Consider the following 26,877-nt stretch of genomic DNA (forward strand, 5'->3'; position numbering starts at 1 on the left):
AGGGCAAGAGGAGAGGGCCCCCGCATCCGCGGGGGCCCTCTTCACGTGCGCACGGCCAGCGGGCCGCCGCCTCAGTGCTTCGCGAGCACGTACGGAGCGAACTCCGCCGCCAGTTCCGCGTGCACCCGCGCCTTGAGCAGGGTGCCCTCCGCCGTGTGCTCCTCGGAGATCACCTCGCCCTCGGCGTGCGCACGGGCGACCAGCGAGCCGCGCGTGTAGGGCACCACGGCCTCGACCTCGATCGCCGGCCGCGGCAGCTCCGCGTCGATGAGCGCGAGGAGTTCCTCGATGCCCTGACCCGTGCGCGCCGAGACGGCGATGGAGCGCTTCTCGATGCGCAGCAGGCGCTGGAGCACCAGCGGGTCGGCCGCGTCCGCCTTGTTGATCACCACGATCTCGGGCACCTTGACGGCGCCGACCTCGCGGATGACCTCGCGGACCGCCGCCAGCTGCTCCTCCGGAGCCGGGTGCGAGCCGTCCACGATGTGCAGGATGAGGTCGGAGTCGCCGACCTCCTCCATCGTGGAGCGGAACGCCTCGACGAGGTGGTGGGGCAGGTGCCGGACGAAGCCGACGGTGTCGGCCAGGGTGTAGACCCGGCCGGAGGGGGTCTCGGCCCGGCGCACGGTCGGGTCGAGGGTGGCGAACAGCGCGTTCTCCACCAGGACGCCCGCGCCCGTGAGGCGGTTGAGCAGCGAGGACTTGCCGGCGTTGGTGTATCCGGCGATGGCGACCGAGGGCACCTTGTTGCGGCGCCGTTCCTGCCGCTTGATGTCGCGGCCGGTCTTCATCTCCGCGATCTCCCGGCGCATCTTCGCCATCTTCTCGCGGATCCGGCGACGGTCGGTCTCGATCTTGGTCTCACCGGGGCCGCGGGTGGCCATGCCGCCACCGCCGCCGCCACCCATCTGCCGGGACAGCGAGGCACCCCAGCCGCGCAGTCGCGGCAGCATGTACTGCATCTGCGCGAGCGCGACCTGCGCCTTGCCCTCTCGGGACTTGGCGTGCTGGGCGAAGATGTCGAGGATGAGCGCGGTCCGGTCGACCACCTTCACCTTGACGACGTCCTCGAGGGCGATGAGCTGGCCGGGGCTGAGCTCGCCGTCGCAGACGACGGTGTCGGCGCCGCTCTCCATGACGATGTCGCGCAGCTCGCGCGCCTTGCCGGAACCGATGAAGGTGGCCGGGTCGGGCTTGTCGCGGCGCTGGATCACGCCGTCGAGTACGAGTGCCCCCGCCGTCTCGGCGAGTGCGGCGAGCTCCGCGAGGGAGTTGTCCGCGTCCTGCACCGTGCCGGAGGTCCACACGCCCACGAGTACGACCCGCTCCAGGCGGAGCTGGCGGTACTCGACCTCGGTGACGTCCTCGAGTTCGGTGGAGAGGCCGGCCACGCGGCGCAGGGCCGCGCGCTCGGAGCGCTCGTACTGGGCGCCGTCCCGGTCTCCGTCGATCTCGTGGCTCCAGGCGACGTCCTCTTCCATCAGGGCGTCGGCCCGAAGGCTCTCGGTGAAGCTCTGCGAGTCCGCCGCAGTCCTTGCGTCGTCCCGCGCGTCCTGGGAAGGGGAAGAAGAGGAGGTCATTGGATCCTTACGTCGTTTTCGAATGCGTCCGCGTCAGGCGAAGCGGAGCCAAGGCCAAAGCTACTCCCGCGCGTGACACAACACTGTCATGTCCAACGCGTGACACTCCCCGGGGATTCCCCCGGGTGTCCCCGCGACGCTGCGCCCCCCGTGGTGCGGGGCCCCGTAGAACGGCCTCGTCGATGGTGGCATGCCCGTTCCGCACGCGTCACACGCTTTTCGGGCCGCCCCACTCGGGATGCCCCGGCATGGCCGGCGTCTTCTTCCCGTAGAGCCAGGGCTCCAGGAAGGCCCTCAGGTCCCGTCCGGCCTCCTGCGACGCCAGGCGTACGAACTCCTCGGTGCCCGCGACCGCGTCCCGGTGCTCGCCCACCCACCGCCGCTCCACCCGGTCGAAGGCCTCGGCCCCGATCTCCTGGCGCAGCGCGTACAGGATCAGCGCGGCCCCGTCGTAGACCGCCGGCCGGAACAGCCCGATCTTCTCGCCCGGCGGGGCCGGCTTCGGCGCGGCCGGGGGGCCGCCGGCCGCGCGCCACTGGTCGGAGCGCTGGTAGGCCTCGCGCATCCGCCGCTCCAGGGAGTACTTGCCGAGGCCGTCGGCGTACAGGGCCTCGTACCAGGTGGCGTGGCCCTCGTTGAGCCACAGGTCCGACCAGGCGCGCGGGGTCACGCTGTCGCCGAACCACTGGTGGGCCAGCTCGTGGACCATCACGGACTCGACGTACCACTCGGGGTATCCCCCGCCGCCCGCGAACAGTCCGCTCTCGAACAGCGAGAGCGTCTGCGTCTCCAGCTCGAAGCCGGTCCGGGCCTTCGCGATCAGCACCCCGTAGTTCTCGAAGGGGTAGCGGCCGACGCGCTCCTCCATCCATGCGATGTGCCCGGCGGTCTTCTTCAGCCAGGGCTCCAGCCGCTCCCGGTCCGCCGACGGGACCACGTCGCGCAGCGGCAGTCCGTGCGGACCGGTGCCGTGCACGACGGCGGAGTCGCCGACCGAGACCTGGGCGAGCTCGGTGGCCATCGGGTGCAGGGTCCGGTACGTCCACGTGGTCGCGGCGCCCGCGCGGTGGGCCGGGAGCACCCCCGGCACCCCGTTGGCCACGGCGGTCAGCCCGGCCGGCGCGGTGATGTGGAAGGTGAAGTACGCCTTGTCGGCGGGGTGGTCGTTGCACGGGAAGACCCGGTGGGCGGCGTCGGCCTGGTTGGCCATCGCCAGCCCGTCCTCGGTGACCACCCAGCCGCCGTCGCCGCGGCCGCGCGGGTCGCTCGTGTGCCGGACGGCGATGTGCAGGGGGGCGCCGGCGGCCAGCGGCCGCGCGGGGGTCAGCACGAGGTCCTCCCCGACGCTCTCGAACCGGGCCGGCTCCCCGTTGACCTCGACGGACGCCACCTTGCCGTGGGTGAAGTCGAGGTTGACGGTCTCGAGCGGCGCGAGGGTGCGCGCGTCGATGACGGTGACCGCGTCGAGCGGGCTGTTGTTGTCCTTGTACGCGAAGGACAGGTCGTACGAGAGGACGTCGTACCCGGGGTTCCCGAGTTCCGGGAACAGCGGGTCGCCGATGCCCAGGGCCTTGGGCGGGGGCACCACGGCGGCGACGAGGGTGAGGGAGGCCGCGGCCAGCAGGGCGGCGCGCAGGCGCGGGGAGGTGAGCTGCATCCCCCACCGCTTATCAGCGCCCGCCACGCGCCCGCGAACGACGCGCGACGGCTCCACCCGAAAGGGGTCCCACGGGCCGGACCGCTTACGCCCGGCTGACGTCGTAGACGCCCGGCACGTCCCGCATGGCCCGCATGAGCGCCTGGAGTCCCGCCGCGTCGGGGAGCTGGAGCGTGTAGGTGTGGCGGACCCGCTGCTCGACCGGCGGTTCCACGGTCGCGGAGACCACTTCGACCCCCTCGCGGGCGATGGCCTCGGTCAGATCGGCCAGCAGGTGCGGGCGGCCGAACGATTCGGCTACCAGCGTGACCCGGCAGTCGGCGGTCGCCCGCCAGTGCACGGCGACGGGGGTGCGCCCCACCGCCCGCATCTGGGCCACCGTCGCGCACTGGACGCGGTGCACGGTGACCGCCCCGCCGCGTACGACGAACCCCTCGACCGCGTCCGGCGGCACCGGCGTGCAGCACCCCGCGAGCCGCACGGTGGCGTCCGGCAGGTCGGCTACGGCGTTGCCGCCGCCGCCCCGGGCCCCCACCACCGACAGCGGCGCCCGCGGCGCGGCCGCGGCGGGCCCGGCCCCGTCGGGATGGGACTCCAGCCAGCTGCTGATGGCGATCCGGGCGGCCGGGGTCCTGGCGTGGTCCAGCCAGTCGGCGGAGGGCCCGGAGGCGGCGTCGTGCGAGAGGAGCAGCTGGACGGTGTCCCCGTCCGAGAGCCGGGAGGACAGGGAGGTCAGGCGCCCGTTGACCCGGGCGCCGATACAGCCGTGGGCCGCCTCGCCGTACTGCGCGTAGGCGGCGTCGATACAGCTGCAGCCGGCCGGCAGGCCCAGCGTGCCCCCGTCGGCCCGGAACACGGTGATTTCGCGGTCCTGCGCCAGCTCCGAGCGCAGGACGTTCCAGAAGGTGTCGGGGTCGGGCGCCGACTGCTGCCAGTCGAGCAGCCGCGACAGCCAGCCGGGGCGCGTGGGGTCCACGCGCTCCTCGTCGCAGTCGGCCGACTCGGCGGCGGGCGGGTTGGTGTACGGATTGCCGAGCGCCACCACGCCCGCCTCCGCGACCCGGTGCATCTGCCGGGTCCGGACGATGACTTCGGCGACGTACCCCTCGGGCGTGGCGAAGGCGGTGTGCAGCGACTGGTAGAGGTTGAACTTCGGGGAGGCGATGAAGTCCTTGAACTCCGAGACGACGGGGGTGAAGCAGGTGTGCAGTTCCCCGAGCACCGCGTAGCAGTCGGCGTTCTCGGCGACGAGGACCAGCAGGCGGCCGAAGTCGGAGCCGCGCAGCTCGCCGCGCTTGAGGGCGATCCGGTGCACGGAGACGAAGTGCCGCGGCCGCACCACCACCTCGGCGGCGATGCCCGCTTCGCGCAGGACGGCCCGTACGGAGTCGGCGATGGCGGGCAGCGGGTCGCGGTCGCCCGCGTGGGCTGCGATGAGGGAGCGGGTGTGCTCGTACTCCTCGGGGTGCAGGATCGCGAAGACGAGGTCTTCCAGCTCGGTCTTCAGGGCCTGTACGCCGAGCCGTTCGGCGAGCGGGATCAGTACGTCCCGGGTGACTTTGGCGATGCGGGCCTGTTTGTCGGGGCGCATCACGCCGAGGGTGCGCATGTTGTGCAGCCGGTCGGCGAGTTTGATGGACATCACGCGGACGTCGTTGCCGGTGGCGACGAGCATCTTGCGGAAGGTCTCGGGCTCGGCGGCGGCCCCGTAGTCGATCTTCTCGACCTTGGTGACGCCGTCGACGATGAAGCAGACCTCCTCGCCGAACTCCTCGCGGACCTGATCGAGGGTCACGTCGGTGTCCTCGACCGTGTCGTGCAGGAGAGAGGCCGTCAAGGTGGTGGTCTCGGCGCCGAGTTCGGCCAGGATCAGGGTGACGGCGAGCGGATGTGTGATGTACGGCTCACCGCTCTTGCGCATCTGACCGCGGTGCGAGGTCTCCGCGAGCAGGTACGCGCGGCGCAGGACGGACATGTCCGCGTCGGGGTGATGGGCCCGGTGCGCCTCGGCGACGTGGCCGATCGCGTCCGGCAACCGGTCCCTGGACGCGGGGCCGAGCAGCGCGGCGCGGCCAAGTCGTCGCAGGTCAAGCCTGGTCCGGCCCCGTCTGCGAAGTTCTGGGCGCTCTTCGGGGCGTGCTTCGGGGTTCGTGGCCTCTGCACTCATGGGCACCTCCGGCGGCTTCGACCGGCGGTGGTGGGCATGGGGTGAGCCCTCAGGGCCGGTGCCTGATGCTACCGACCCCACCACGTGGCGCAGTCCACCTCTCGCTCAGCGTGAAACGGATCACCCATTAGAGGGAAGCTTTAGACGAAAGCCGTTTCGGTGAGCCAGGCGGGATCGAACTCGCCCTCGGCCACGATGACGGCGGGTCCGGTCATCTCGATCCGGCCGTCGGGGTGTTCGGTGATGACCAGCGTGCCGCCGGGCAGATCGACGGTGTACGTGGCGGGCTCGCCGGTGACGGCCGGGTCCGCGCCGTCGCGGCGGATGGCGGCCACGGCCACCGCGCAGGCGCCGGTGCCGCAGGAGCGGGTCTCGCCGGAGCCGCGCTCGTGGACGCGCATGGCGACGTGCCGGGGGCCGCGGTCGACGACGAACTCGACGTTGACACCCGTCGGGTAGGCGGACGCCGGGCTGTACGGGGGCGGGTCCAGCAGGTTCCCGGCATCGTCCAGGCTGTCAACGAAGGCCACCGCGTGCGGGTTCCCCATGTTGACGTTGCGCGCGGGCCAGGAAAGGGCACCGACCGAGACGGTGACCTCGCCCTCGGGCAGCTCGGCGCGGCCCATGGAGACGGTCACGTCGCCGGCCTTGTCGAGGTGCACCCGCTTGATGCCGCCGCGGGTGGCGACGGCCAGGTCGCCGGGTTCGACGTGGCCCGCGTGGTGGAGGTAGCGGGCGAAGACGCGGACGCCGTTGCCGCACATCTCGGCGACGGAGCCGTCGCTGTTGCGGTAGTCCATGAACCACTCGGCCTCGCCGGCCATGTGCGCCGCCTCGGGGTGCGCGGCGGAGCGCACGACGTGCAGGACGCCGTCGGCGCCGATCCCGGCCCGCCGGTCGCACAGCCGGGCGACGGCGGTCGCCGGCAGCTCGATGGCGTTGTCCGGGTCCGGAACGATCACGAAGTCGTTCTCGGTGCCGTGGCCCTTGAGGAAGGAGAGGCTCTTCTGCGTCACGCGCCCATGGTACCGAGCCGCGCGGAAGCGGGGCCCGGCGGAGCCGGGCCACCGGGGACCTAGCGGAGCCGGGCCACCCGGTACACGGCGAGCGCAACGACGACCAGCGCGACCAGCGCGTACAGCCCGGCCACCCGCCAGTCGGGGCGCCGGCCCGAGCCGCGGGCCGGGAGCCCGGGCAGGGCGTAGCCCACCCGGCGCGCGGCCATCATGCCCCAGCCGCCCGCGCAGCAGCTGATCAGGAACCCGAGCATGGCCACGACCGCTCCGCCGTCGCCGAACTCGAAGGCGAGCGGGAAGGCGAACATCAGCGATCCGGAGGCGGCCAGGACGACGATGGGGGCGATCTGCCACAGGCGCAGTCGGCGCTGCGGGCGCAGCTCCACCTCGAAGGCGGGGGCGGCGGCCGCCTCCGCCTCGGCGGAGTCGGGTGCGTCCGGGCCGTCGGGGCTCAGCCGCGCGGGGTCCGCGGGCAGTCCCAGGCCGTCCGCGCCGGGACCGTCGACCTCGAACCCGTCGTCGGTCTCCGCGAGCGCTCCGTGAAGCGTCGGGTCCGTTTCCGGCCGGGAGTCGTCCCGACCGGTGTCGCGAGGGCCGGCCTCCATCGCCACGCGCCCTCCCGTTCGGTCCTCGTACGCCGCCGTTCACCGCCGGTGACGACACCGTCGGAAGTTTGATGATGGCACGCCGTCAGGCCCCGAACGGGCGCGCGGGGCGTCCCGATGCCATCACGTGATCAGGCTGTGACCGCTCGTTCGACCAACGACTGCGCGAGTCCGGCGAGTTCCCCCCGGTCCGCGGCGGCCCCGCTGAGCCAGTGCACCCTCGGGTCGCGGCGGAACCACGAGTCCTGCCTGCGGGCGAACCGCTTGGTGGCGCGGACCGTCTCGGCACGGGCCTCCTCCATCGTGCACTCCCCGGCGAGCGCGGTGAGCACCTGCTGGTAGCCGAGCGCCCTGGAGGCGGTGATTCCGTCACGCAGTCCGGCGGCCTCCAGATCACGGACCTCCTCCACCAGCCCGGCCTCCCACATCCGGTCCACGCGCAGCGCGATCCGCTCGTCGAGCTCGGGCCTGGCCACGTCCACGCCGATCTGGACCGTGTCGTAGACGGACTCGTGGCCGGGCAGGTTCGCGGTGAACGGCCGGCCGGTGATCTCGATGACCTCCAGCGCGCGCACGATGCGGCGGCCGTTGCTGGGCAGGATCGCCTGCGCCGCGGCCGGGTCGGCTGCGGCGAGGCGGGCGTGCAGGGCGCCGGGGCCGCGCAGGGTGGCCTCGGCCTCCAGACGGGCCCGGATCTCGGGGTCGGTCCCCGGGAACTCCATGGCGTCGAGCGCGCCGCGCACGTACAGGCCGGAGCCGCCGACGAGGACCGGCGTACGGCCCTGGGCGAGCAGCTTGTCGATCTCGGCGCGGGCGAGGCGCTGGTACTCGGCGACGCTCGCGGTCTCGGTGACGTCCCAGATGTCGAGGAGGTGGTGCGGGACCCCGCCGCGTTCCTCGGTCGTCAGTTTGGCGGTGCCGATGTCCATCCCCCGATACAGCTGCATCGAGTCGGCGTTGACGACCTCGCCGTCGAAATGACGGGCCAGGGCTACGCCCAGATCGGACTTTCCGGCCGCGGTGGGTCCGACGACGGCGATGACCCGCGGGGCGGGAGCTGCTTTCCTCACCGCCCCAGTCTCGCAAACCTCACGGCATGTACCCGATCGAGCTACGTGACGGGGTCGTACCGGGGTCGTTGCCTTGGCGGGGTTCCGGCCCGGCGCGCGCCTGTCGTACGCCCGGCTCCGGACCGGCGCGGGCCGGTTCGTCCACGGGCCGTCCAGGGGCCGCTCACCGGCTCGTCCACGGGCCAGTCCACGGCGGAACTTCACTCACACGAGTAACGTTATAGGAGTAGACATGGGCATTTTGGACCGGCTTCTCGGCCGCAAGAGCCAGGCGACGACCGAAGAGGTCGCCGCCGCGGATCTGACGGCGGAGTCCGTGACGGCCGACGAGGCCGAGACCGGGCCGGCTGTGGCCGAGGAGGACGCGGTGGAAGCCGTCGAGATCCCGAAGCAGCAGTCGGCGGAGGTCGCCGCGGACAGCGAGGCCGGCGAGGGTGCCCGTACGTAGCTACCCCGCCATTGGAAGGTGACCCATGGGCCTGCTGGACAATCTGAAGGCCAAGCTCGCGCCCGCCAAGGACAAGGTCGGCGACCTCGCGCAGCAGCACGAGGGCAAGATCGCCCAGAATCTGGACAAGATGGCCAAGGCCGTCGACTCCAAGACCAAGGGCAAGTACAGCGGCCAGATCTCTAGCGGCGCGGACAAGGCGAAGGACGCCCTGGGCAAGATCGCGCACAAGGACGCTCCCGGCGGGCCGACGCCGCCGGCGGCTTCCTGACGCGGTTCCTGGAGGGGCGCGGCACCACCGAGCGTGGCGCCGCGCCCCTCTGCCGTGTCCGGGGCCGCTCACGGCCGGACGGGCGGGCCGGTACGGGCAGGTACGGGCGGGCCGGTACGGGCGGGCCGGCGGTCCGGCGGTCCGGCTACGACCAGGCGGCGACGAAGTACCCGACCCCGTACGGCGCGTCCTCGTAGAGCAGCCGGCCTTCGAGTCCGGCACCCTCGGCGGCGCCGGCGAGCACCTGCCAGGGGGCCCGTCCGGCGGCCTGGAGCTCGCCCGCGAGTCCCGCGTCGAGGGCGGCGAGCGCGGCCACGTCGGCGGCGCCGAGAGCGCGGGCGGCCTCCGCGTCGAAGGCGGCGGCGCGGTCGTCGAGGTAGCCGGGGGCCTTGAGCGAGCGGCAGGCGCTGCCGTCACCCATCACGAGCAGCGCGACCCGGGCGTCGCGCGCGGCGAGCTCCCGGCCGGCCCGCAGGCACGTCTCGGTGTCCAGCGGCCCGGCGACCCCGAACCCCTCCAGGGGCGCGGCGCCCCAGCCGGCCCGGCGGAGCAGCCAGGCTCCGACGGCGAGCGGGGCGGGCAGCAGGCGCGGCCCCTCCTCGCCCTCGCCGAGGCTCACGTCGGTCTCGACCCCGAACCCGCGGAAGGTGCCGCGGGAGCCCTGGGGGTAGGCCCCCTGGTGGTCCGGGTCGGCGGCTCCGACCACGACGAGCAGATCGGGCCGGGAGGCGGCGAGCACGGACAGCGCGTCGGAACACGCGGTACGGGCGTCACCGAGTTCGGCGGCGGCTCCCGCGGCGATCTCGGGCACGAGCATCGGCGGGGCGGGGCAGACGGCAGCGGCTACGAGCATGATCCGCAGCGTAGCCGTAGCCGGCCGCCCCCGGCAGTGGCCCGAAAGGCGTGAGCGGGCCCGCCAGGGGCCCGGTCAGGGGCCCCGTCAGGAGGACCGGGTGCCGCGGCCCGTCAGGAGGAGGCGGGTGCCGCGCAGCCCGAGGCCGCCACCGGCAGCGGGGCCGGGACGCCCAGGGTGGGAATCCCCAGCAGGACGCCCTTCGGCTGCGCCGGAGCCGCGTTGCGCTTCTCCCAGGCGTCGCCCGCACGCGTACGGCGAACCGACAGGGTCGGGCCCTCGGCCAGCAGGTGGTGCGGGGCCGCGTAGGTGATCTCCACCGTCACCACGTCGCCCGGGCGGACCTCCTGCGCGGGCTTCGTGAAGTGCACGAGGCGGTTGTCGGGGGCGCGCCCGGACAGCCGGTGCGTGGCGCCGTCCTTGCGGCCCTCGCCCTCGGCGACCATGACCTCCAGCGTGCGGCCGACCTGCTTCTTGTTCTCGTCCCAGGAGATCTCCTCCTGGAGGGCGACCAGGCGCATGTACCGCTCCTGGACGACCTCCTTGGGGATCTGCCCCTCCATGTCGGCGGCCGGGGTCCCGGGGCGCTTGGAGTACTGGAAGGTGAAGGCGTTGGCGAAGCGGGCCTCGCGCACCGCGTGCATCGTCTGCTGGAAGTCCTCCTCCGTCTCACCGGGGAAGCCCACGATGATGTCGGTGGAGATCGCCGCGTGCGGGATGGCGGCGCGGACCTTCTCGATGATGCCGAGGAAGCGCTCCTGGCGGTACGAGCGGCGCATCGCCTTGAGGATCGTGTCCGATCCGGACTGCATCGGCATGTGCAGCTGCGGCATGACGTTGGGGGTCTGGGCCATCGCCGCGATCACGTCGTCCGTGAAGTCGCGCGGGTGCGGGGAGGTGAAGCGGACCCGCTCCAGGCCCTCGATGGCGCCGCAGGCCCGCAGCAGCTTGGAGAAGGCCTCGCGGTCGCCCAGGTCGGAGCCGTACGCGTTCACGTTCTGGCCGAGCAGGGTGATCTCCGAGACGCCCTCGGCGACCAGGGCCTCGACCTCGGCGAGGATGTCGCCGGGCCGGCGGTCCTCCTCCTTGCCGCGCAGCGCCGGGACGATGCAGAAGGTGCACGTGTTGTTGCAGCCGACGGAGATCGAGACCCAGGCCGCGTACGCGGACTCGCGCCGGGTCGGCAGCGTGGAGGGGAAGGCCTCCAGCGACTCGGCGATCTCGATCTGCGCCTCCTCCTGGATGCGCGCGCGCTCCAGCAGGACGGGCAGCTTGCCGATGTTGTGCGTGCCGAAGACCACGTCGACCCAGGGGGCACGGTCCACGATCGTGTCGCGGTCCTTCTGCGCGAGGCAGCCGCCGACGGCGATCTGCATGCCGGGGCGCTTGGTCTTCATGGGGGCGAGGCGGCCGAGGTTGCCGTAGAGCTTGTTGTCGGCGTTCTCGCGGACGGCGCACGTGTTGAACACGACGACGTCGGCGTCGCCGTCGGACCCCTCGGGGGCGCGGACGTACCCGGCGTCCTCCAGCAGGCCGGACAGCCGCTCGGAGTCGTGCACGTTCATCTGACAGCCGTACGTCCGGACCTCGTACGTTTTCACAACAGTCGCCTCGCCCTCGGTGCTCACCCAGCAAGGGTAAGGGTCGGGTGGGGCGGCCGGGGCCCCGGCGGTGGCCGGCGGGCGGCCGGGGCGGGCCGTGACAGGAGGGCGGGTCGGTGGCAGGATCGCGGCCATGCCTCTCGTACCGCCCCGGATCAGCAGGCGCCACGCCCTGCGGGCCCTGGTGGCCGTACTGGCCGTCCTGTGCGCGCTCCTCTGGTGGCTCAGGCCCTTCGGGGAGCCCGACCTGAAGGGGGACCTCACCTTCAGCACCGGCGTCCAGAACGGGGTCTACCACCTCTACGGGCAGCTGCTGGAGCAGGAGCTCGCCGAGAACATGCCCGGGGTGCGCGTGCGGCTGGAGACCAGCGAGGGTTCGCAGCAGAACCTGAAGCGGGTGGCCGCCGGTGAGGCGGACTTCACGGTGGCGACGGCCGACGCGGTGTTCAAGTACCAGCTCGACCGGAAGCCCGGCGCGGAGCGGCTGCGCGGCTGCGCCCGCCTCTACGACGACTACGTGCAGCTCGTGGTGCCCGCCGGCTCCCCGGTCCAGACGGCCCGGGACCTGCGCGGCAAGCGGGTCGCGGTCGGACAGAACGGCTCGGGCGTGCGGCTGATCTCGGAGCGGCTGCTCACCGCGGCGAAGCTGGACCCGGCCCGCGACGTCACCCCGGTGGCCATCGGCATCGACACCATGCCGGCGGAGCTGGAGGCCGGCCGGATCGACGCCTTCTTCTGGTCGGGCGGGCTGCCGACCAACGCCGTGCGCGAGCTGTCGGAGCGGTTCGAGATCCGGCTCGTGCAGCTCGGCGACCTGGTGCAGACGCTCCAGGAGAGCGGCAGCCCGGCGCGCTACTACCGGGCGGCGGTGATGCCCCAGGACGCCTACGCCATGGCCCGCAACACCTCGGCGGTGGCCACCGTGGCGGTACCGAACCTGCTGGTGACCCGGGAGGACACGGGGGCCGAGCTGACGGAGCAGTTCACCCGCACCGTGATCGACAGCCGGGACCGCATCGGGGGCCAGGTGCACGCGGCGCAGCTGGTGGACCTGCGGACGGCGATCTACACCGATCCGCTGAAGCTGCACGAGGGCGCGGCCCGGTACTACCGCTCGGTCAAGCCGTAGGCCCTGCCGTCCCTGCGCTCAGGACGGGAGCAGCATCGTCGCCGCGGCGGCGGCGCCGATCAGGCCCGCGTGCGTGCCCAGCGTCGCCGGGACGACCTGGAGCTCCTTGACGAAGGACAGCGTCGCGTACGAGGCCAGGTGCGCGCGGATCGGCCCGAAGAGGGTGTCTCCGGCGGCGGCGACGCCCCCTCCCACGACGGCGATGTCGGTCTCGACGAGGGTGGCGGTGGCGGCGATCGCCGCGGCCAGTGCCCGTCCCGCCCGGTCGAAGGCGGCCAGGGCGACCGGATCGCCCGCGGCGGCCGCGGCGGCCACCCCGGCGGCCGTGGCGTCCCCGGCCGGGGTCCAGCCCTGCGCCAGGGCCCAGCGCGCGATGGCGGTGCCGGAGGCGATGGACTCCACGCAGCCGTGGCCGCCGCAGGCGCAGGGCTCCCCGTCGAAGGCGACGCTGATGTGGCCGATGTGACCGGCGTTGCCGGTGGGGCCGGGGTGGAGCCGGTTGTTCAGGACGAGTCCGCCGCCCACGCCGGTGGAGACCACCATGCACAGTGCGTTCGCGTGCCCCCGGGCGGCGCCCAGCCAGTGCTCGGCGGCCGTCATCGCCACCCCGTCGCCGGCCAGCACCGTGGGGACCGGCGCCCCGTGCCCGGCGAGCTCCGCTTCCACCCGGGCCTGGACGGGGAACCCCCGCCAGGCTCCGATGTTGACCGGGCTCACCGTGCCGAGCGCGGCGTCCACCGGGCCCGCGCTGCCGATGCCGCAGCGGACCGCCTGGGGCCAGAGCGGGGACTTCGCGAGTTCGGCGACCACCTCCGCGACGGCGGCGAAAACGCTCTCGCCGTCCGCGGAGCGCGGGGTCGGGCGGCGCGTGGTGGCCGTCATCGTGCCGTCCGGGTCCACCAGCGCCCCGGCGATCTTCGTACCGCCGATGTCGATCGCGACCGTCAGGCCGGATCCGGCCCCCGCGCCGGCGCGGGGGCCGGGGAACGCGGAGGCGGGTGCGGGAGTGGGAGTGGTCACGGTGGCTCCAGAAGGGTCTCGGATTTCAGTATGCGGCCGGTGGCGGGGCCGTACTCTCGCGGGGCTCGAGCCGGGGCAGCTCGCTCTCCCGGGACCTCGGCGGGCCGCCCGCGAGGACGGCGAGGAGTTCCTCGGCGGCGATCCGGCCGAAGGCCCCGGTGTCGCGGACGAGGGCGGTGAGCCGGGGGTGGGTGACCCGGCAGAGCGCGGAGTCGTCCCAGGCCACGAGGGAGAGCCGGGCCGGCACGGGGATGCCCAGTTCGGCGGCGACGGCGGCTCCGGCCACCGCCATCACGTCGTTGTCGTAGACGATCGCGGTCGGCGGCAGCGGCTCGGCGAGGAGCCGGCGGGTGGCCGCCGCGCCCTCGGCGTCCGAGTAGTCGGTGGCGACCGAGCGCACGTCATCGGGGCCGAGCCCGAGCCGGTCCGCCTCGGCGCGCAGCGAGCGGATGCGGCGCTCGGTGTGGGCGAGCCCGGGCAGTCCGGCGACGTGCGCGATCCGGCGGTGGCCGAGCCCGTGGAGGTGGCCGAGCACCTGTGCCATGGCGCCGGCGTCGTCCGCGCGGACCGCGGAGAGGGTGGAGGGCGGGCTGGTCTCCCCCACGGTGACGGCGGGCAGGTCGAGCTGTTCGAGGAGGGCCGGGCGCGGGTCGTCGGTCCTCGGGTCCACGACGATGACCCCGTCGACGCGCCGCTCGGCCCACCAGCGGCGGTAGACGGCGCATTCGGCGTCGATGTCCGGGACGACCTGGAAGAGCAGGGCGATCCGGCCGGCGGCCAGGACCTCCTGGATGCCGGAGACCAGCTGGAGGAAGAAGGACTCGACGCCGAGGGTGTGCGCGGGCCGGGCGAGGACCAGTCCGACGGCGCCGGACCGTTCGCCGGAGAGGGCGCGGGCGGCGCTGTTGGGCTGCCAGCCGAGCTCCTCGGCGACCTCGCGGATGCGCGCGCGGGTGTCCTGGGAGACTCCCGGCCGGTCGTTCAGCGCGAAGGAGACCGCGCTCTCCGACACACCGGCCCGGCGGGCGATGTCCTTGATGGTGGGTCTGCGGGCCATGGCCTGTCTCATCCCTCGCTGACGTGGACGGCAATGGCCGGACCGTACGCGATCCTGCCCTGGCAGACCGCCTTGACCACGACCCAGTACTCCCCGGGAGGCGTGCCGAGCGGCGGCCGCACCTCGAAGACGGCCTCGGCCGCGCCGTCCGCCGGCACCTCGACCGGAAGCACGGCGGGGGCCGTCAACTGCCAGGCGCCGTACGGGGAGACCGCGTACGCCTGCCCGGTCAGGACGGAGCGGACGCCGGTGGAGCCGATCCGGGCCCGCAGCCGCGCCCGCGCGCCCGGGGCGACGGTGACGACGTGCTCCGGCGCGTCCACCCACAGCCCGGCCGGGCCGGCGGGGGCTCCGGGGACGGTGACGGTGAGCACGTCCTCGAACGCGCCGGCCGGGGTGTCGGCGAGGACCCGGACCAGGTGTTCGCCGGGTCGCGCGCCGGCCGGGGGTTCCACCGCCAGCGGGAGCCGGGCGTGGCCGCCGGGCGCGAGTTCGACCCGCTGCCGGGTCCAGGAGGTCCGCCAGCCGTCCGGGGCCCGGACTTCCAGCGCGACCGGGCCGCCGGTTGCCGGGCCGTGGGCCGCGACGGTGACCGAGGCCTCGGCCGCGATGCCCTCGCACGTCACCGTGTACGGGGCGTCGCCGAGCGGGGCCGTCCCGGTGTTGTGCAGCCAGTAGCGGCTGAACACCGGCTGGTGCGGCTCCCGTTCGCCCTCCCGCAGCGGCATGCCCGATTCCGCGAGCAGCAGCAGCGTGGTCGTCGCGGCGCCCTCGATCCCGCCCCCGGAGCAGCCGAGCGGGCGGTCCAGCAGATCGGCCTCGGCGGCAGGATCGGTCGGCCACAGCGTCTCGGCCACCACCGGGCGGCCGTGCGTCTCGCGCAGCCTCACCGCGAGCTCGCCGGAGCCCTCGGCCCGCTTGACCGTCTCGATCAGGACCCGGTCGGCCGGCTCCACCCCGAGCAGTGAGCGCGCGGGCGGCCGGGGCCCCTCGCCGGGGGCGGCCGTGACGGCGGTCAGCGGTTTGTTGAACTCCCGCCCCCGGCGCACCAGGTCCACCGCCCGCCAGTCCCCGGCTCCGGCCACCAGTGCGTGCTCGAAGACGTGGGTCCAGTGCTGGAGCTGGAAGGAACTGCCGTCGGGCGCGGTGCGCCGCGGCGGGTCCATCCACGCCCCGCTCGGGCGGCCGGTGCAGGACCGCATCAGGGTGCTGTGCAGGCGCCCGGCGGTGTCGACGGCGAAGCTGGGCGTTCCGCGCACCAGGAGCCCGACGGTGCGGCCCGCGTACGCCTCCCCGTGCGGGTACGCCGCCGCCTCCGGGGGCCGGGCTTCGAGCCGGCCCGTCTCCGCGACGGCCCGGGCGAGCCGCGCCGCCGGCTCCGTGACGACGAGGACCGGCAGGTCGCGGAGCCCGGTCAGGTCGCAGCCGGGGCTCCAGAGCGAGCGGAGCCCGGCGCGGGCCGGGATCCAGACCCGCGCGTGTTCCCGTACCGCCCGCGCGTACGCGGGACCGGCCGACTCCAGCAGCGCCGCCGTGAAGGCGTTCTCCCCGGGGCCGCCGAGTGCGACGCGGAAGTCGGGCAGGCTGCTGTCCACCGCCAGGTCGCCCCAGCGCGGGCCGCCGGGCCGGGTCGGGGCCGAGGTGACTCCGTGCCGGCCGAGCGCGGTGACCAGCTCCCGCAGGCCCGGGGGCGCCCCCGCGTCGGGGAGCACGATCTCGGCGGCCCCCAGGGCCCGGCCGCCCGGCCCGGTCATCGGCGCCGACAGGGCGAACCAGTTGAGGCAGGGGCTGTCCAGGGTCCACGGTGCTCGCGCGTGGTCGGCCCCGGCGTCGGCCTCGGGGAAGGCGAAGCCGCGTCCGACCACGGCCGCCGCGGTCTCCGCGACCGGCAGCGCGCCGGGCACGTCGGCCGGAACGCGTAGCCGCAGCAGCTGGTCGGAGCCTTCGAACTGGTGCACCGTCGTGGTGAGTTCCGCCCGGTCCAGGCCGTCCCACAGGGTGGTCGTCCGGGTCCAGCGGACGGGCCCGGTCCGCCCGGTGGCCACGATGCGCGAGCCCAGCGGTCCGCGTTCCACGCGGCAGGACTCGGCGGGCGCGGCCCCCGATCCGGTGCCCGGCCCCTTGGGCAGCAGGTGCCAGGGCCCCTCGCCGAAGTAGGGGTGCTCGGCGTACTCCTCCTGCACCACGAGCTCGTCCACCTCGCCGGCGGTGATCAGCTCCTGCCCGGTGCGCCGGTCCAGCAGCCGGGCCAGGCCGCCGCCGCGCGCGGGGTCGGCCTCGGCGCGCAGGAACTCGTTCTGGACCGCGTTCCCCGGCGCCCGCTCCCAGCCGCCGGAGACGGGGAGTTCGGACGCGGCGAGCCACCAGGTGCGGTGACCGAGCGAAGGCACGTCCTCGGCGAGGAAGACCAGTTCCGCGACCCCGTCCGAGACGGCCTCGACGTGGACCGGAGCACCGCGGCCCGCGTCGTCCAGGACGGCGACGTGGCGGGCGTCGGCATCGGTGCCGGCCAGGCCCAGTACGGCGAGCCCGGCGCTCGCGCGGACCAGGTCGGTGCGGGTCCACGACACCGGGTTGTGCACGGTGACGGCGAGGGGGCCGGGGCCCCGGGTGTCGGCCTCGGCGGTCAGCGCGCGCAGCGCCTCCGCCCGTACACCGGCGGCCAGTTCGTGGGCCTCGCGCCAGGTGGGGAGCAGGTCGAGGTAGACCTGGTCGGAGAAGCTCCCGGTGACGGCGTCGTGGTGGGCGGCGTGCAGCAGGTGGCGCCAGGCCTTGGCGAGCGTCTGGCCCGGGTAGTCGAGGAGGCCTTCGGCGCAGGCGAGGGCGGCGAAGGACTCGGCCTGTTCGAGGAGGTTCTCGGCGGCCCTGTGGGCCTGTTTCACATCGCCGTAGCTGACGTCCTTGCCGGTGTAGACGGGGCCCATCTCCCGGGTGACGGGAAGCGGCCGCTCCCCGCGCTCCGCGAACTCGGCGCGGACGGCGTCGAAGTGGGCGCGCGGGCCGGTGTGTTCCATGCGGGGCCAGCAGTAGCGGCGGTTCCAGGCGTGCTGCACGTCCAGCCCCCAGCGGTGCGGCCAGGAGAAGTCGGTGCCCATCGGGATCAGGACGTTCTTCGTGGCGGCGGCGGTGCGCAGCAGCTCGTAGAGGTCCAGCAGTCGTTCGGCGGCGGCCTCGGCGTCGGATGCCTGGTGCGAGAACCAGCCGGCGGAGTAGTGCGCGGGCAGGTAGTGCAGGAGCAGCCCCTCACCCCCGGGGCCGATCCACTCGTACTCGGCGGGCAGTTGCATGGCGGCGGGGGCTCGCAGCTCTTCGCCCCAGGTGTCCATCATCGGGCCCCACTGGTGGTGGGGGCCGCGGGCCAGGACGGCGGAGTCGAGGCCGGCGCCGGCCATCAGGGCGGGGAAGGACGGATCGTGGCCGAACACGTCGAGCTGCCAGGCGGTGCGCGGATCGGCGCCGAGGGTGCCGCGGTGCAGGGCCAGTCCGTGGACGGCGCCGCGGACGGTGGTCTCGGCGGAGGTGAGGTTGGTGGACGGCTCGTTGTAGGTGCCGCCGACGATCTCCACGCGGCCCTCGGCGATCAGCGCGCGCAGCTCGGCGCGTTCGCCGGGGTGGGTGTCCCAGTAGGGCTTGAGGTAGTCGACCTCGGAGAGCACGAAGCGGTACGCCGGGTCCTCGCGCGCCTGCTGGAGGTGGAGCGGGATCAGGGTGAAGGCGGGGACCCCGGTGTACTCCCAGCCGCGCTCGGCCTCGCCGGGCCGCGGCGCGGCGTCCCACAGGGCGGTGTAGGCGGCCTGGGTGTTCCACCACATGGGGTCGTAGTGGAAGTGGGGCACGAGCCGGACGGTCCAGCCGGGCTCGGCGACGACCAGCCCGAAGGCCCGGTCGGCGAGCGGGCGACCGTCCGGGGTGGTGACGCGGACGGTGGCGGGCAGGACGGTTCCGGGAGCGGCGCCGGCGGTGCGGACGGCGACCTCGACGGTGGACTCCGGGACGGGCCGGGGGCCGGACCCGGCCAGATCCGCGCGGGCATCGGTGCCGGCGCAGTCCTCGGCGGTGTCGGCGCGCACGATGCGCGGATGCGGGGTGGTGATGCCCCCGCCGAGCACGCGGACGTGCAGCGGACCGGCCGGCCGGGCCCGGCGGATGCGGACGCGGACGACTTGGGAAGGGGTTTCCGGAGGGCCGGTGAAGAGGGCCGGGGTGGAGACCTCCGTGACGGTAATTCCGCTGTCCATTTCCGCACACTTCCTTGCGTGACAACACCGGTCAACAACAGCTAAACCGTATTAGTGCGGTCAGCTTCGGGCGGCTGAAACCCTTCTGTCAACAGGGCTGAAGCGCATAAGTTCCGCTGCCTCGAAGGGAGGGACTTCCATCCCGCCACGTCGGGGTGTTCGGAGATGAGAAGCGTATTGACTTTCCCGGGCCGCGGGCGGCAGGTTATGGGGCATCCGGCGAATTCCCCCTGAACTCCAGGACCTTTCATGCACGACGGCACCGCCGCCTCCGCGAACGCCCCCGCCGCCTCACCCGCCCAGGCCCAGGCCCCCGCCCGCACCCTGCGCTTCGGTGCCAACTACACGCCGACGCGCGGCTGGTTCCACCACTGGCTCGACTTCGACCTCGACGAGGTCAGGGCCGACCTCGACTCGATCGCCGGCCTCGGCCTGGACCACGTACGGGTCTTCCCGCTCTGGCCGGTGTTCCAGCCGAACCGGACCCTGATCCGCCCCCGCGCCGTGGAGCAGCTCGTGGCGCTCGCCGACGCGGCCGCCGAGCGCGGGCTCGACGTCAACGTGGACGGGCTGCAGGGCCACCTGTCGAGCTTCGACTTCCTGCCCGCCTGGACCGGGACCTGGCACCGCCGGAACATCTTCAGCGACCCGCAGGTCGTCGCCGCGCAGGAGGAGTACCTGCGCACGCTGGCCGCCGCCCTCGCCGACCGGCCCAACTTCCTCGGCATGACCGTCGGCAACGAGATCAACCAGTTCTCCGACGACCCCCACCCCGCCCCCGACCGGATCACGCGGGAGCAGGCCGGGGCGTGGCTGGAGCGGATGCTCGCCGCCTGCGAGAAGGGCGCGCCCGGCCGCGCCCACCTGCACGCCGAGTACGACGCCGCCTGGTACCGGGACGGGCACCCCTTCACCGTGGCCCAGGCGGCCCGCCTGGGTGCCGCGACCGCCGTGCACTCCTGGGTGTTCAACGGCACCGCCCAGCGCCACGGCCGGACCGGGACGGCCACCGAGCACCACGCGGCCTACCTGATCGAGCTCTCCAAGGCCTGGGCCCTGGATCCGCGCCGGCCGGTCTGGCTCCAGGAGGTGGGCGCGCCCGCGCCGCTGATCCCGGCCGGGCACGCGGCCTCCTTCACCGAGGCGACCGTGGCGAACGCCCTGGACTGCCCGGACCTGTGGGGCGTGACCTGGTGGTGCTCGCACGACGTGTCGCGGGAGCTCGCGGACTTCCCGGAGCTGGAGTACGGCCTCGGGCTGCTCACCAACGACCGCCGGACCAAGCCCGCCGGCGAGGCCATCTCCCGCATCGCCCAGGAGTGGCGGGGCCGCGAGCACCGGCCGGCGGTGCGCTCCACCGCGCTCGCCGTGGACGTCGGCGGAGCCGAGGCCGCGCCGCGCCGCTCGGTGTGCGCCCCCGGCGGGGCGTTCTTCGAGGCCTGGGCGGCGCTCACCGCCGAAGGGGTCCGGCCGGCCGTGGTCCTGGCCGAACTCGCCGGGGACGCCGAGCACTTGGCCGCGCGCGGCATCACCGAGGTACTGCACGTGTCCGAAGTCCCCACCGGGACCTGACCGGCCCCGACCCGACCGCGTCCCCACCGGGACCTGACCGGCCCCGACCCGACCCCGTCCCCACCGGCCGCTATCGAGGAGAACCCCTCATGTCCGAGACCGACAACGGCGTCGACCCTCACACCGCCCTCCGCCGCCCGTCCTCCATGCGCCCGACCCGGCGAGGGATGCTGTTCGCCGGAGCCGGGGCCGGCGCCGCCACCCTGCTGTGCGGGACGGCCGCGGCCGCCGCGAAGGCCTCCCCCGCGGCCCCGGCGGCCGCACCCGCCACACCCACCGCACCGGCCGAACCCCCGGAGGGGCTCGCCCCGTACGCCTCGTACTGGTTCCCGGACTCGCTCCCCGCGGGCACGCCGGGCCCCGGCATCACCTGGCGCTCCCTGATGCGGTGGAGCCCCGAGTCCGATCCCGATCTGGCCCACAACACCTCGACCGTGCCGCTGGCGCCCCGTTTCACCCCGGTGCCGCCGAACACCACCGCCCGGGCCGGCCGGGCCCGCATCGCCTCGCTCGTCTCCTTCGGGAGCACGGCCGCCAACCCCTCCCAGGGCTCCCCCACCGCCGACTACTACGCCCTCACCCACTGGGCGTACATCGACGAGCTGGTCTTCTGGGGCGGCTCCGCGGGCGAGGGCACCGTGCTCGCCCCGAACGCGCCCGTCGTCGACGCCGCCCACCGCAACGGCGTCCGGGTGCTGGGGAACGTGTTCCTGCCCCCCGCGGTCTACGGCGGCGACCTCCGCTGGACCCGGGACCTGGTCCAGCGCGATGCCCTGGGCCGTTTCCCGGTCGCCGAGAAGCTGGTCCAGGTGGCGCGCGCGTACGGGTTCGACGGCTGGTTCGTCAACGCCGAGACGGAGGGCGGCGACAGCGAACTGGCCTCCCGCACGCAGCAGTTCCTACGGGCCCTGCGCGCCGCCGGCGCTCCGCACGGACTGCGCGTCACCTGGTACGACGCGATGAACTCCACCGGCCGGGTCGGCTGGCAGGGTGCGCTGAACGAGCTCAACCAGGATTTCTTCGAGGACCGCCGGGGCAAGGTCGCGGACACCATGTTCGTGGACTTCCGCTGGACCCGGGAGAAGCTGGCCGCCTCCGGCGCGCTCGCGCGGCGGCTGGGGCGCGACCGCCACGAGCTGTGGGCGGCCGTGGACACCGAATCCCACGGATGGAACGCCGCGGTGGACTGGGACGCGATCGTCCCCCGCGAGCGCGACCACATCGTCTCCTACGGCTTCTACCGGCCCGAATGGACGCGCAACCACCTCACGGACCGCTCCCCCGGCGCCTTCCACCGCGCCGACGACCGGTTCTGGACGGGTGCGTCCCTGGATCCTGCCCGCCCGGCGCCCGAGTCTGCGGCGAACCCCTGGCGGGCGCCCGCGACCGTCGTCGCCGACCGGTCCACCGTCACCGGCCCGCCCTTCGCCTGCTCCTTCAACACCGGGCACGGCGAGCGCTGGTACGAGGACGGCGAGGTCGTCTCCGACACCCCGTGGAACAACCTCGGCCTCCAGGACCGGCTCCCGGGCCGCCGCTGGGTCGTGGACACCGCCGGGCCCCGCCCCGAGGTCACCCTCGATTTCGCCGGGGCCTGGCGCGGCGGCTCCAGCCTCCTCGTCGCCGGGGAACTCACCGCTCCGGCCGCCGTCGGGCTGCACTCCACCCGGCTGCCGCTGACCCGCGGGACGGTCGTGGAGCTGGTGCACGCCACCGAGTCGGGTCCGGTCGCCGTGGAGCTCGGGGTGGCCGTGCGCGAGCCGTCCGCCCCGGGGCGGGAGGTCCCGTACACCTGGCTGGAGGCGGAGACCCCCGGCACCGGCCGGGGCTGGCGCACCGGCCGGGTCCGGCTTTCGGACCTGGCGGGCGGGACGGCGTACGCACTGGCCGTACGGATCACCCGGCTCGGGAAGAAGCCGGTGCGCTGGCGGCTCGGCGCCCTGACGGTACGCGACGGCGCCGCGCGGCCCCGCCCGGCTGCTCCGGGGACGCCGGCCGTGACCGCCTCGGCCCAGCGGTCCGGCACGGCGGCCCTGCGACTGTCCGGACCGGCAGCCGCGGCACTACGAGGTGTCCCGGCTCCTCCCGGACGGGACCCGCCGCTTCCTCGGGGGCACCTGCGCCACCGCCCTCTACCTGCCGTCCGTGGAACGGGCGGGCCGGGAGCCTGCGGCGGTGTTCGAGGTCAGGGCCGTGGACGAGCTGTACGCCGTCTCCGCCCCCGCCCGCACCGCCCTCACCTGGACCTGAGCCGCCCGACGCCCGAAGGCCGCGCCGGTAGCGGTACCGGCCCCGCACGCGCGGGGCTCCGTACGGCCGGCCCCTTCGAGCCGGCGCCCCCGCGGTTCACTCCCGCAGGGCGCTGGGGTCGGTGCGCGGGACCGCCACCGTCACCCGCAGCCCGTGCGGCGGGTTCGTCTCGTAGGAGAGGGATCCGCCGCCCGCGGCGAGCAGGGTGCGGGAGATGGACAGGCCCAGACCCGAGCCCTTGACGTTCTGGTGGCGGCCGCTGCGCCAGAACCGGTCGCCGACGCGGAGCAGTTCCTCCTCGGTGAGCCCGGGCCCCCGGTCGGCGACCACGACGCGCACCTGGTCGCCCTCCACGGAGAGGCCGACCTCGACGGCCTCTCCGGCCGGGGTGAACTTGAGGGCGTTGTCGATGACGGCGTCGAGGGCGCTGGAGAGCGCGATCGGATCGGCCCAGCCGGTGGCCGCGGTCCGGCCCGTCCCGGTGAGCCGCACGCCCTTCTCCTCGGCGTACGGCCGCCAGGCGGTGACCCGTTCGGCGGCCAGTCCCGCGATGTCGACGAGGCTGATCTCGGCGGTGGCGTGCTCGGCCAGCGCCAGGTCCAGCAGGTCGTCCAGTACCTGGGTCAGCCGCTTGCCCTCGGTCCGTACGGAGGCGATCTCCTCGTTCCCCTCGGGGAGTTCGAGGGCGAGCAGCTCGATCCGCAGGAGCAGCGCGGCGAGCGGGTTGCGCAGCTGGTGGGAGGCGTCCGCGACGAAGGCGCGCTGCTGTTCCAGTACGTCCTCGACGTTGTCGGCCATCTCGTTGAACGAGCGGGCCAGGCGTCTGAGTTCCGGTGGGCCGCCGCCCGCCGCCACCCGGGAGTTCATCCGCCCGGTGGCGATGCCGTGGGCGGCGGCGTCCAGGGTCTGCACGGGCTTGAGCACCCAGCTGGTCAGCCGCAGCGCGGCGCCGAAGGCGAGGAGCATGGCGGCGCCGAGCCCGGCGACGATGATCAGCCAGCCCCGCAGGATGCGGCCGCGCATCTGGTCGGTGGGCGATTCGGTGGCGACGACGGCGACCACGTCCCCGTCGAGGACGACCGGGGAGACGACGAGGAGCCGGCCGCCCGTCTGCCAGGGCCACACCTGGCCGGGGTCGTGGCTGCGCCGCCCGGCGAGGGCCTCCGCGAAGGCGCGGCGCCCCTCGCCGTCCTCCGGGAGCTCCCACCAGCTGGGGGAACGGACCATGGCGTTGTCGTCCCGCCGGAAGATGCCGACGCGGATGCCGTACAGCTCCTGGTAGCGGGCCAGTTCGCCCTGGAGGGTCGCGCGGCGCTCGTCGGCCCCGCTGGAGTCCGAGCCCTCGGCGTCGATGACGAACTGGGCGAGGGCGGCGAAGCGGGCGCTGTCGTCGATGCGGTCGACGACCACCCGCTGCTGCTGCCCGGCGGCCAGGGCCACCGCGAGCGGGAAGCCGAGGGCGAGCAGGACGCCCGCCATCAGGATGACGAGCAGCGGGAGCAGACGGGCGCGCACGGCGACTCCCCGCTAGGGCGCGGGCTGGGCCGGCGGCGCGGGCGGTGCCTGCGGCGCCGGCGGGGCGACGAGCCGGTACCCGACGCCGCGGACGGTCTCGATGAGGGCCGGCATGCGCAGCTTGGAGCGCAGCGAGGCCACGTGGACCTCCAGGGTCCGCCCGGTCCCCTCCCAGCTGGTGCGCCAGACCTCACTGATGATCTGCTCGCGGCGGAAGACGACTCCGGGGCGCTGCGCGAGCAGGGCCAGCAGGTCGAACTCCTTGCGGGTGAGCGGCACATCGGTGCCGTCCACGCCGACCCGGCGGGTGGAGAGCTCGATGGAGACGGGGCCCAGCCGTACGACTCCGGGCGCGCCCACGACGCCGGTGGCGCTCTCCTCGGAGGCTCCGGTCCGGCGGGCGACGGCGTGGATGCGGGCCAGCAGCTCGCCCGTGTCGTAGGGCTTGGTCACGTAGTCGTCGGCGCCCATGTTGAGGCCGTGGATGCGCGAGCGCACGTCGGCCCGCGCGGTGACCATGATGACGGGCGTGCCGGTGCGCTTGCGGATCTTGCCGCAGACCTCGTAACCGTCCTGGTCGGGCAGGCCGAGATCGAGCAGGATCACCCCGTACGGAGCCACCTGCGGCGGTGCGCCGGCGGGCAGCAGTGCCTGCAGGGCCTCCTCGCCGCTGCGGGCATGGGTCACCTTGAAGCCGTGCCGGGCCAGGATCGCGGACAGGGCGGCGGCGACGTGGTCGTCGTCCTCGACGAGCAGCAGTCTCATGTCGTCCCCCTCTCCACTTCTTCCTCATCAGTCATTCGTTTGGCGGCCACCAAGCATCCACGCCGATGCGGACTCCCACGTCAAGGCGGTTCCGGTCCGACGGGGCTTCCGTTATGCACCCGGTACGGCCGCGGCCGGTGCCCGGCGTCCGAGCGTACGGAGCGTATCGGTGCGAGGCCGGATCGTTATGCTCAATTCTCCCTCAGATGTGATGACGCTGTGCGCGCCACGTCACTACTGTCCTCCCAACCGACGGAGGACGGAGCAAGAAGCCGATGAGCGGAGTATCAGTGACCAAGGACGTGCAGGACGCGGCGGGTGCCGCGGACGGCCTGGTCGTACTGAGCAACGTCAACAAGCACTTCGGCGCGCTGCACGTGCTGCAGGACATCGACCTGAGCATCGCCCGCGGTGAGGTCGTCGTGGTGATCGGCCCTTCGGGGTCGGGCAAGTCCACCCTGTGCCGGACCATCAACCGCCTGGAGACGATCGATTCGGGCACCATCACGGTCGACGGCAAGCAACTGCCGTCCGAGGGACGCGAGCTGGCCAGGCTCCGCGCCGATGTGGGCATGGTCTTCCAGTCCTTCAACCTCTTCGCCCACAAGACGGTGCTGCAGAACGTCATGCTGGGCCAGCTCAAGGTCCGCGGCACGAGCCAGGCCGCCGCGCAGGAGAAGGCCAAGTCCCTGCTCGACCGGGTGGGTGTCGGCTCGCAGGCCGACAAGTACCCGGCGCAGCTCTCGGGCGGCCAGCAGCAGCGCGTGGCGATCGCCCGCGCCCTGGCCATGGACCCGAAGGTGATGCTGTTCGACGAGCCCACCTCGGCGCTCGACCCGGAGATGATCAACGAGGTGCTGGAGGTCATGCAGCAGCTCGCCCGGGAGGGAATGACCATGGTGGTCGTCACCCACGAGATGGGCTTCGCCCGCTCCGCCGCCAACCGGGTGGTCTTCATGGCCGACGGGAAGATCGTCGAAGAGGCGACGCCCGATCAGTTCTTCAGCAACCCGCGAAGCGACCGCGCCAAGGACTTCCTGTCGAAGATCCTGCACCACTGAGCTTCGCGTCTGGTAGTGATCCGGTGACGGATCGTCTTCCGACAACGTCTCACGTCTGTCTCACGTCTCACTTCGAGGGAAGTCCACCATGAAGCTCACCAAGGTCGGCGCGGCCGCCGCCATCGCCGTCGCTCTCGCCCTGACCGCGACCGCCTGTGGCGGCGACAGCGACAAGGCCGCCAGCGACGGGGGCCCGTCGGGCGGGGCCAAGAAGGAAAAGATCGTCATCGGCATCAAGTTCGACCAGCCGGGTGTGGGCCTCAAGACCCCCGACGGCAAGTTCACGGGCTTCGACGTGGACGTGGCGACGTACGTGGCCAAGGAGCTCGGCTACGAGCCGGACCAGATCGAGTTCAAGCAGGCCGTCAGCGCCGAGCGCGAGAACCTGATCAACAACGGCGACGTCAAGCTGGTCGTGGCGAGCTACTCGATCACCGACACGCGCAAGCAGAAGGTCGACTTCGCCGGCCCGTACTTCCTCGCCCACCAGGACCTGCTGGTCCGCGCGGACGACACCTCGATCACCAAGGCCGAGGACCTCAACAAGAAGAAGCTCTGCTCCGTCACCGGCTCCACCTCGGCGCAGAACGTCAAGAAGAAGCTGGCCCCCGAGGCCGACCTCCTCGAGCAGGCCGGCTACTCCGAGTGCCTCACCGGCCTGGAGAACAAGGCCGTCGACGCGCTGACCACGGACAACTCGATCCTGGCCGGCTACGCCTCGCAGGACAAGAACAAGGGCAAGTTCAAGCTGGTCGGGCTGACCCTGAGCAACGAGAACTACGGCATCGGTCTGAAGAAGGGCGACAAGGAGCTCCAGACCAAGGTCAACGCCGCCATCAAGAAGATGGAGGCGGACGGCGCCTGGGAGGCGGCCGTGAAGAAGAACTTCGGTCCTTCCGGCTACAAGAACGAGCCGGCCCCCGCGGTCACCGAAGGCAGCTGATCCGGCGGCCGGTCCGCCGGCCGATCCATTCGGTGAGGACTGATTCATCGGTGAGGGAC

Annotated in this window: 19 protein-coding genes and 1 pseudogene; 7 read left to right on the forward strand and 13 right to left on the reverse strand. The window is 73.6% G+C overall.

All coding sequences use genetic code 11. The annotated features are described in order from the left end of the window. Window positions 1-71: 71 nt before the first annotated feature. From hflX to miaA, 6 genes are all read right to left on the reverse strand, one after another. Window positions 72-1,580: a GTPase HflX gene (hflX, locus tag ACWGDE_RS00715; protein WP_453386766.1), complete on the reverse strand. Its 1,509-nt coding sequence runs from the start codon at window positions 1,578-1,580 to the stop codon at window positions 72-74. Between the two features lie 208 nt (window positions 1,581-1,788). After that, a complete protein-coding gene (locus tag ACWGDE_RS00720; protein WP_453386767.1) occupies window positions 1,789-3,237 on the reverse strand; it encodes a M1 family metallopeptidase in 1,449 nt (482 codons plus the stop codon). An 85-nt stretch (window positions 3,238-3,322) separates the two neighbouring features. Then, entirely contained in the window at window positions 3,323-5,404 is a 2,082-nt protein-coding gene (locus ACWGDE_RS00725) for a RelA/SpoT family protein (protein ID WP_453386768.1), read from the reverse strand. Between the two features lie 140 nt (window positions 5,405-5,544). Further along, the gene (dapF, locus tag ACWGDE_RS00730; protein ID WP_453386769.1) at window positions 5,545-6,420 is read right to left on the reverse strand and encodes a diaminopimelate epimerase; all 876 of its coding nucleotides are present in this window, start codon (window positions 6,418-6,420) and stop codon (window positions 5,545-5,547) included. Between the two features lie 59 nt (window positions 6,421-6,479). Continuing rightward, window positions 6,480-7,031: a hypothetical protein gene (locus ACWGDE_RS00735; RefSeq protein ID WP_453386770.1), complete on the reverse strand. Its 552-nt coding sequence runs from the start codon at window positions 7,029-7,031 to the stop codon at window positions 6,480-6,482. A 125-nt stretch (window positions 7,032-7,156) separates the two neighbouring features. Continuing rightward, window positions 7,157-8,095: a tRNA (adenosine(37)-N6)-dimethylallyltransferase MiaA gene (miaA, locus tag ACWGDE_RS00740; RefSeq protein ID WP_453386771.1), complete on the reverse strand. Its 939-nt coding sequence runs from the start codon at window positions 8,093-8,095 to the stop codon at window positions 7,157-7,159. Window positions 8,096-8,327: 232 nt separating this feature from the next. Here miaA and ACWGDE_RS00745 point away from each other — a divergent pair, with 232 nt between their 5' ends. After that, window positions 8,328-8,543 carry a gliding motility protein gene (locus tag ACWGDE_RS00745; RefSeq protein WP_453386772.1) on the forward strand — a complete coding sequence of 72 codons (216 nt, stop codon included), beginning with the start codon at window positions 8,328-8,330 and terminating at the stop codon, window positions 8,541-8,543. 25 nt (window positions 8,544-8,568) lie between these two features. Beyond that, entirely contained in the window at window positions 8,569-8,814 is a 246-nt protein-coding gene (locus tag ACWGDE_RS00750) for an antitoxin (protein ID WP_453386773.1), read from the forward strand. A 145-nt stretch (window positions 8,815-8,959) separates the two neighbouring features. On the opposite strand, the gene ACWGDE_RS00755 is transcribed toward ACWGDE_RS00750, so the two are convergent. Further along, window positions 8,960-9,667 carry a class III extradiol dioxygenase subunit B-like domain-containing protein gene (locus tag ACWGDE_RS00755; protein ID WP_453386774.1) on the reverse strand — a complete coding sequence of 236 codons (708 nt, stop codon included), beginning with the start codon at window positions 9,665-9,667 and terminating at the stop codon, window positions 8,960-8,962. 113 nt (window positions 9,668-9,780) lie between these two features. Continuing rightward, on the reverse strand, window positions 9,781-11,295 hold the full coding sequence (gene miaB / locus ACWGDE_RS00760) for a tRNA (N6-isopentenyl adenosine(37)-C2)-methylthiotransferase MiaB (RefSeq protein ID WP_453386775.1): 1,515 nt from the start codon (window positions 11,293-11,295) through the stop codon (window positions 9,781-9,783). 106 nt (window positions 11,296-11,401) lie between these two features. Here miaB and ACWGDE_RS00765 point away from each other — a divergent pair, with 106 nt between their 5' ends. After that, window positions 11,402-12,397: a TAXI family TRAP transporter solute-binding subunit gene (locus tag ACWGDE_RS00765; RefSeq protein WP_453386776.1), complete on the forward strand. Its 996-nt coding sequence runs from the start codon at window positions 11,402-11,404 to the stop codon at window positions 12,395-12,397. 18 nt (window positions 12,398-12,415) lie between these two features. On the opposite strand, the gene ACWGDE_RS00770 is transcribed toward ACWGDE_RS00765, so the two are convergent. The 3 genes from ACWGDE_RS00770 to ACWGDE_RS00780 form a co-directional block, all read right to left on the reverse strand. Then, window positions 12,416-13,345: an ROK family protein gene (locus ACWGDE_RS00770; RefSeq protein ID WP_453386788.1), complete on the reverse strand. Its 930-nt coding sequence runs from the start codon at window positions 13,343-13,345 to the stop codon at window positions 12,416-12,418. A gap of 97 nt (window positions 13,346-13,442) precedes the next feature. After that, entirely contained in the window at window positions 13,443-14,474 is a 1,032-nt protein-coding gene (locus ACWGDE_RS00775) for a LacI family DNA-binding transcriptional regulator (protein WP_453386777.1), read from the reverse strand. A gap of 8 nt (window positions 14,475-14,482) precedes the next feature. Then, window positions 14,483-18,712, reverse strand: coding sequence for a glycoside hydrolase family 38 N-terminal domain-containing protein (locus tag ACWGDE_RS00780; RefSeq protein WP_453386778.1), 4,230 nt, complete (start codon window positions 18,710-18,712; stop codon window positions 14,483-14,485). A gap of 249 nt (window positions 18,713-18,961) precedes the next feature. Between ACWGDE_RS00780 and ACWGDE_RS00785 the strand changes: the two genes are divergently transcribed. Beyond that, complete coding sequence (locus tag ACWGDE_RS00785; RefSeq protein ID WP_453386779.1) at window positions 18,962-20,284, forward strand: glycoside hydrolase 5 family protein; 1,323 nt, start codon at window positions 18,962-18,964, stop codon at window positions 20,282-20,284. A 146-nt stretch (window positions 20,285-20,430) separates the two neighbouring features. After that, window positions 20,431-22,534, forward strand: a pseudogene (locus ACWGDE_RS00790) (endo-beta-N-acetylglucosaminidase). A 96-nt stretch (window positions 22,535-22,630) separates the two neighbouring features. Here the strand turns inward: ACWGDE_RS00790 and ACWGDE_RS00795 are convergent. Both ACWGDE_RS00795 and ACWGDE_RS00800 read right to left on the reverse strand, forming a co-directional pair. Beyond that, the gene (locus ACWGDE_RS00795; RefSeq protein ID WP_453386780.1) at window positions 22,631-24,049 is read right to left on the reverse strand and encodes an ATP-binding protein; all 1,419 of its coding nucleotides are present in this window, start codon (window positions 24,047-24,049) and stop codon (window positions 22,631-22,633) included. 12 nt (window positions 24,050-24,061) lie between these two features. Continuing rightward, window positions 24,062-24,814, reverse strand: a complete 753-nt coding sequence (locus ACWGDE_RS00800) for a response regulator transcription factor (RefSeq protein WP_453386781.1) — start codon at window positions 24,812-24,814, stop codon at window positions 24,062-24,064. 275 nt (window positions 24,815-25,089) lie between these two features. Between ACWGDE_RS00800 and ACWGDE_RS00805 the strand changes: the two genes are divergently transcribed. Together ACWGDE_RS00805 and ACWGDE_RS00810 are read left to right on the forward strand one after the other, a co-directional pair. Further along, complete coding sequence (locus ACWGDE_RS00805) at window positions 25,090-25,875, forward strand: amino acid ABC transporter ATP-binding protein (RefSeq protein WP_453386782.1); 786 nt, start codon at window positions 25,090-25,092, stop codon at window positions 25,873-25,875. Window positions 25,876-25,963: 88 nt separating this feature from the next. Beyond that, the gene (locus ACWGDE_RS00810; RefSeq protein WP_453386783.1) at window positions 25,964-26,818 is read left to right on the forward strand and encodes a glutamate ABC transporter substrate-binding protein; all 855 of its coding nucleotides are present in this window, start codon (window positions 25,964-25,966) and stop codon (window positions 26,816-26,818) included. Window positions 26,819-26,877: the final 59 nt, after the last annotated feature.

This window comes from Streptomyces sp. NPDC054956, from assembly GCF_053609185.1.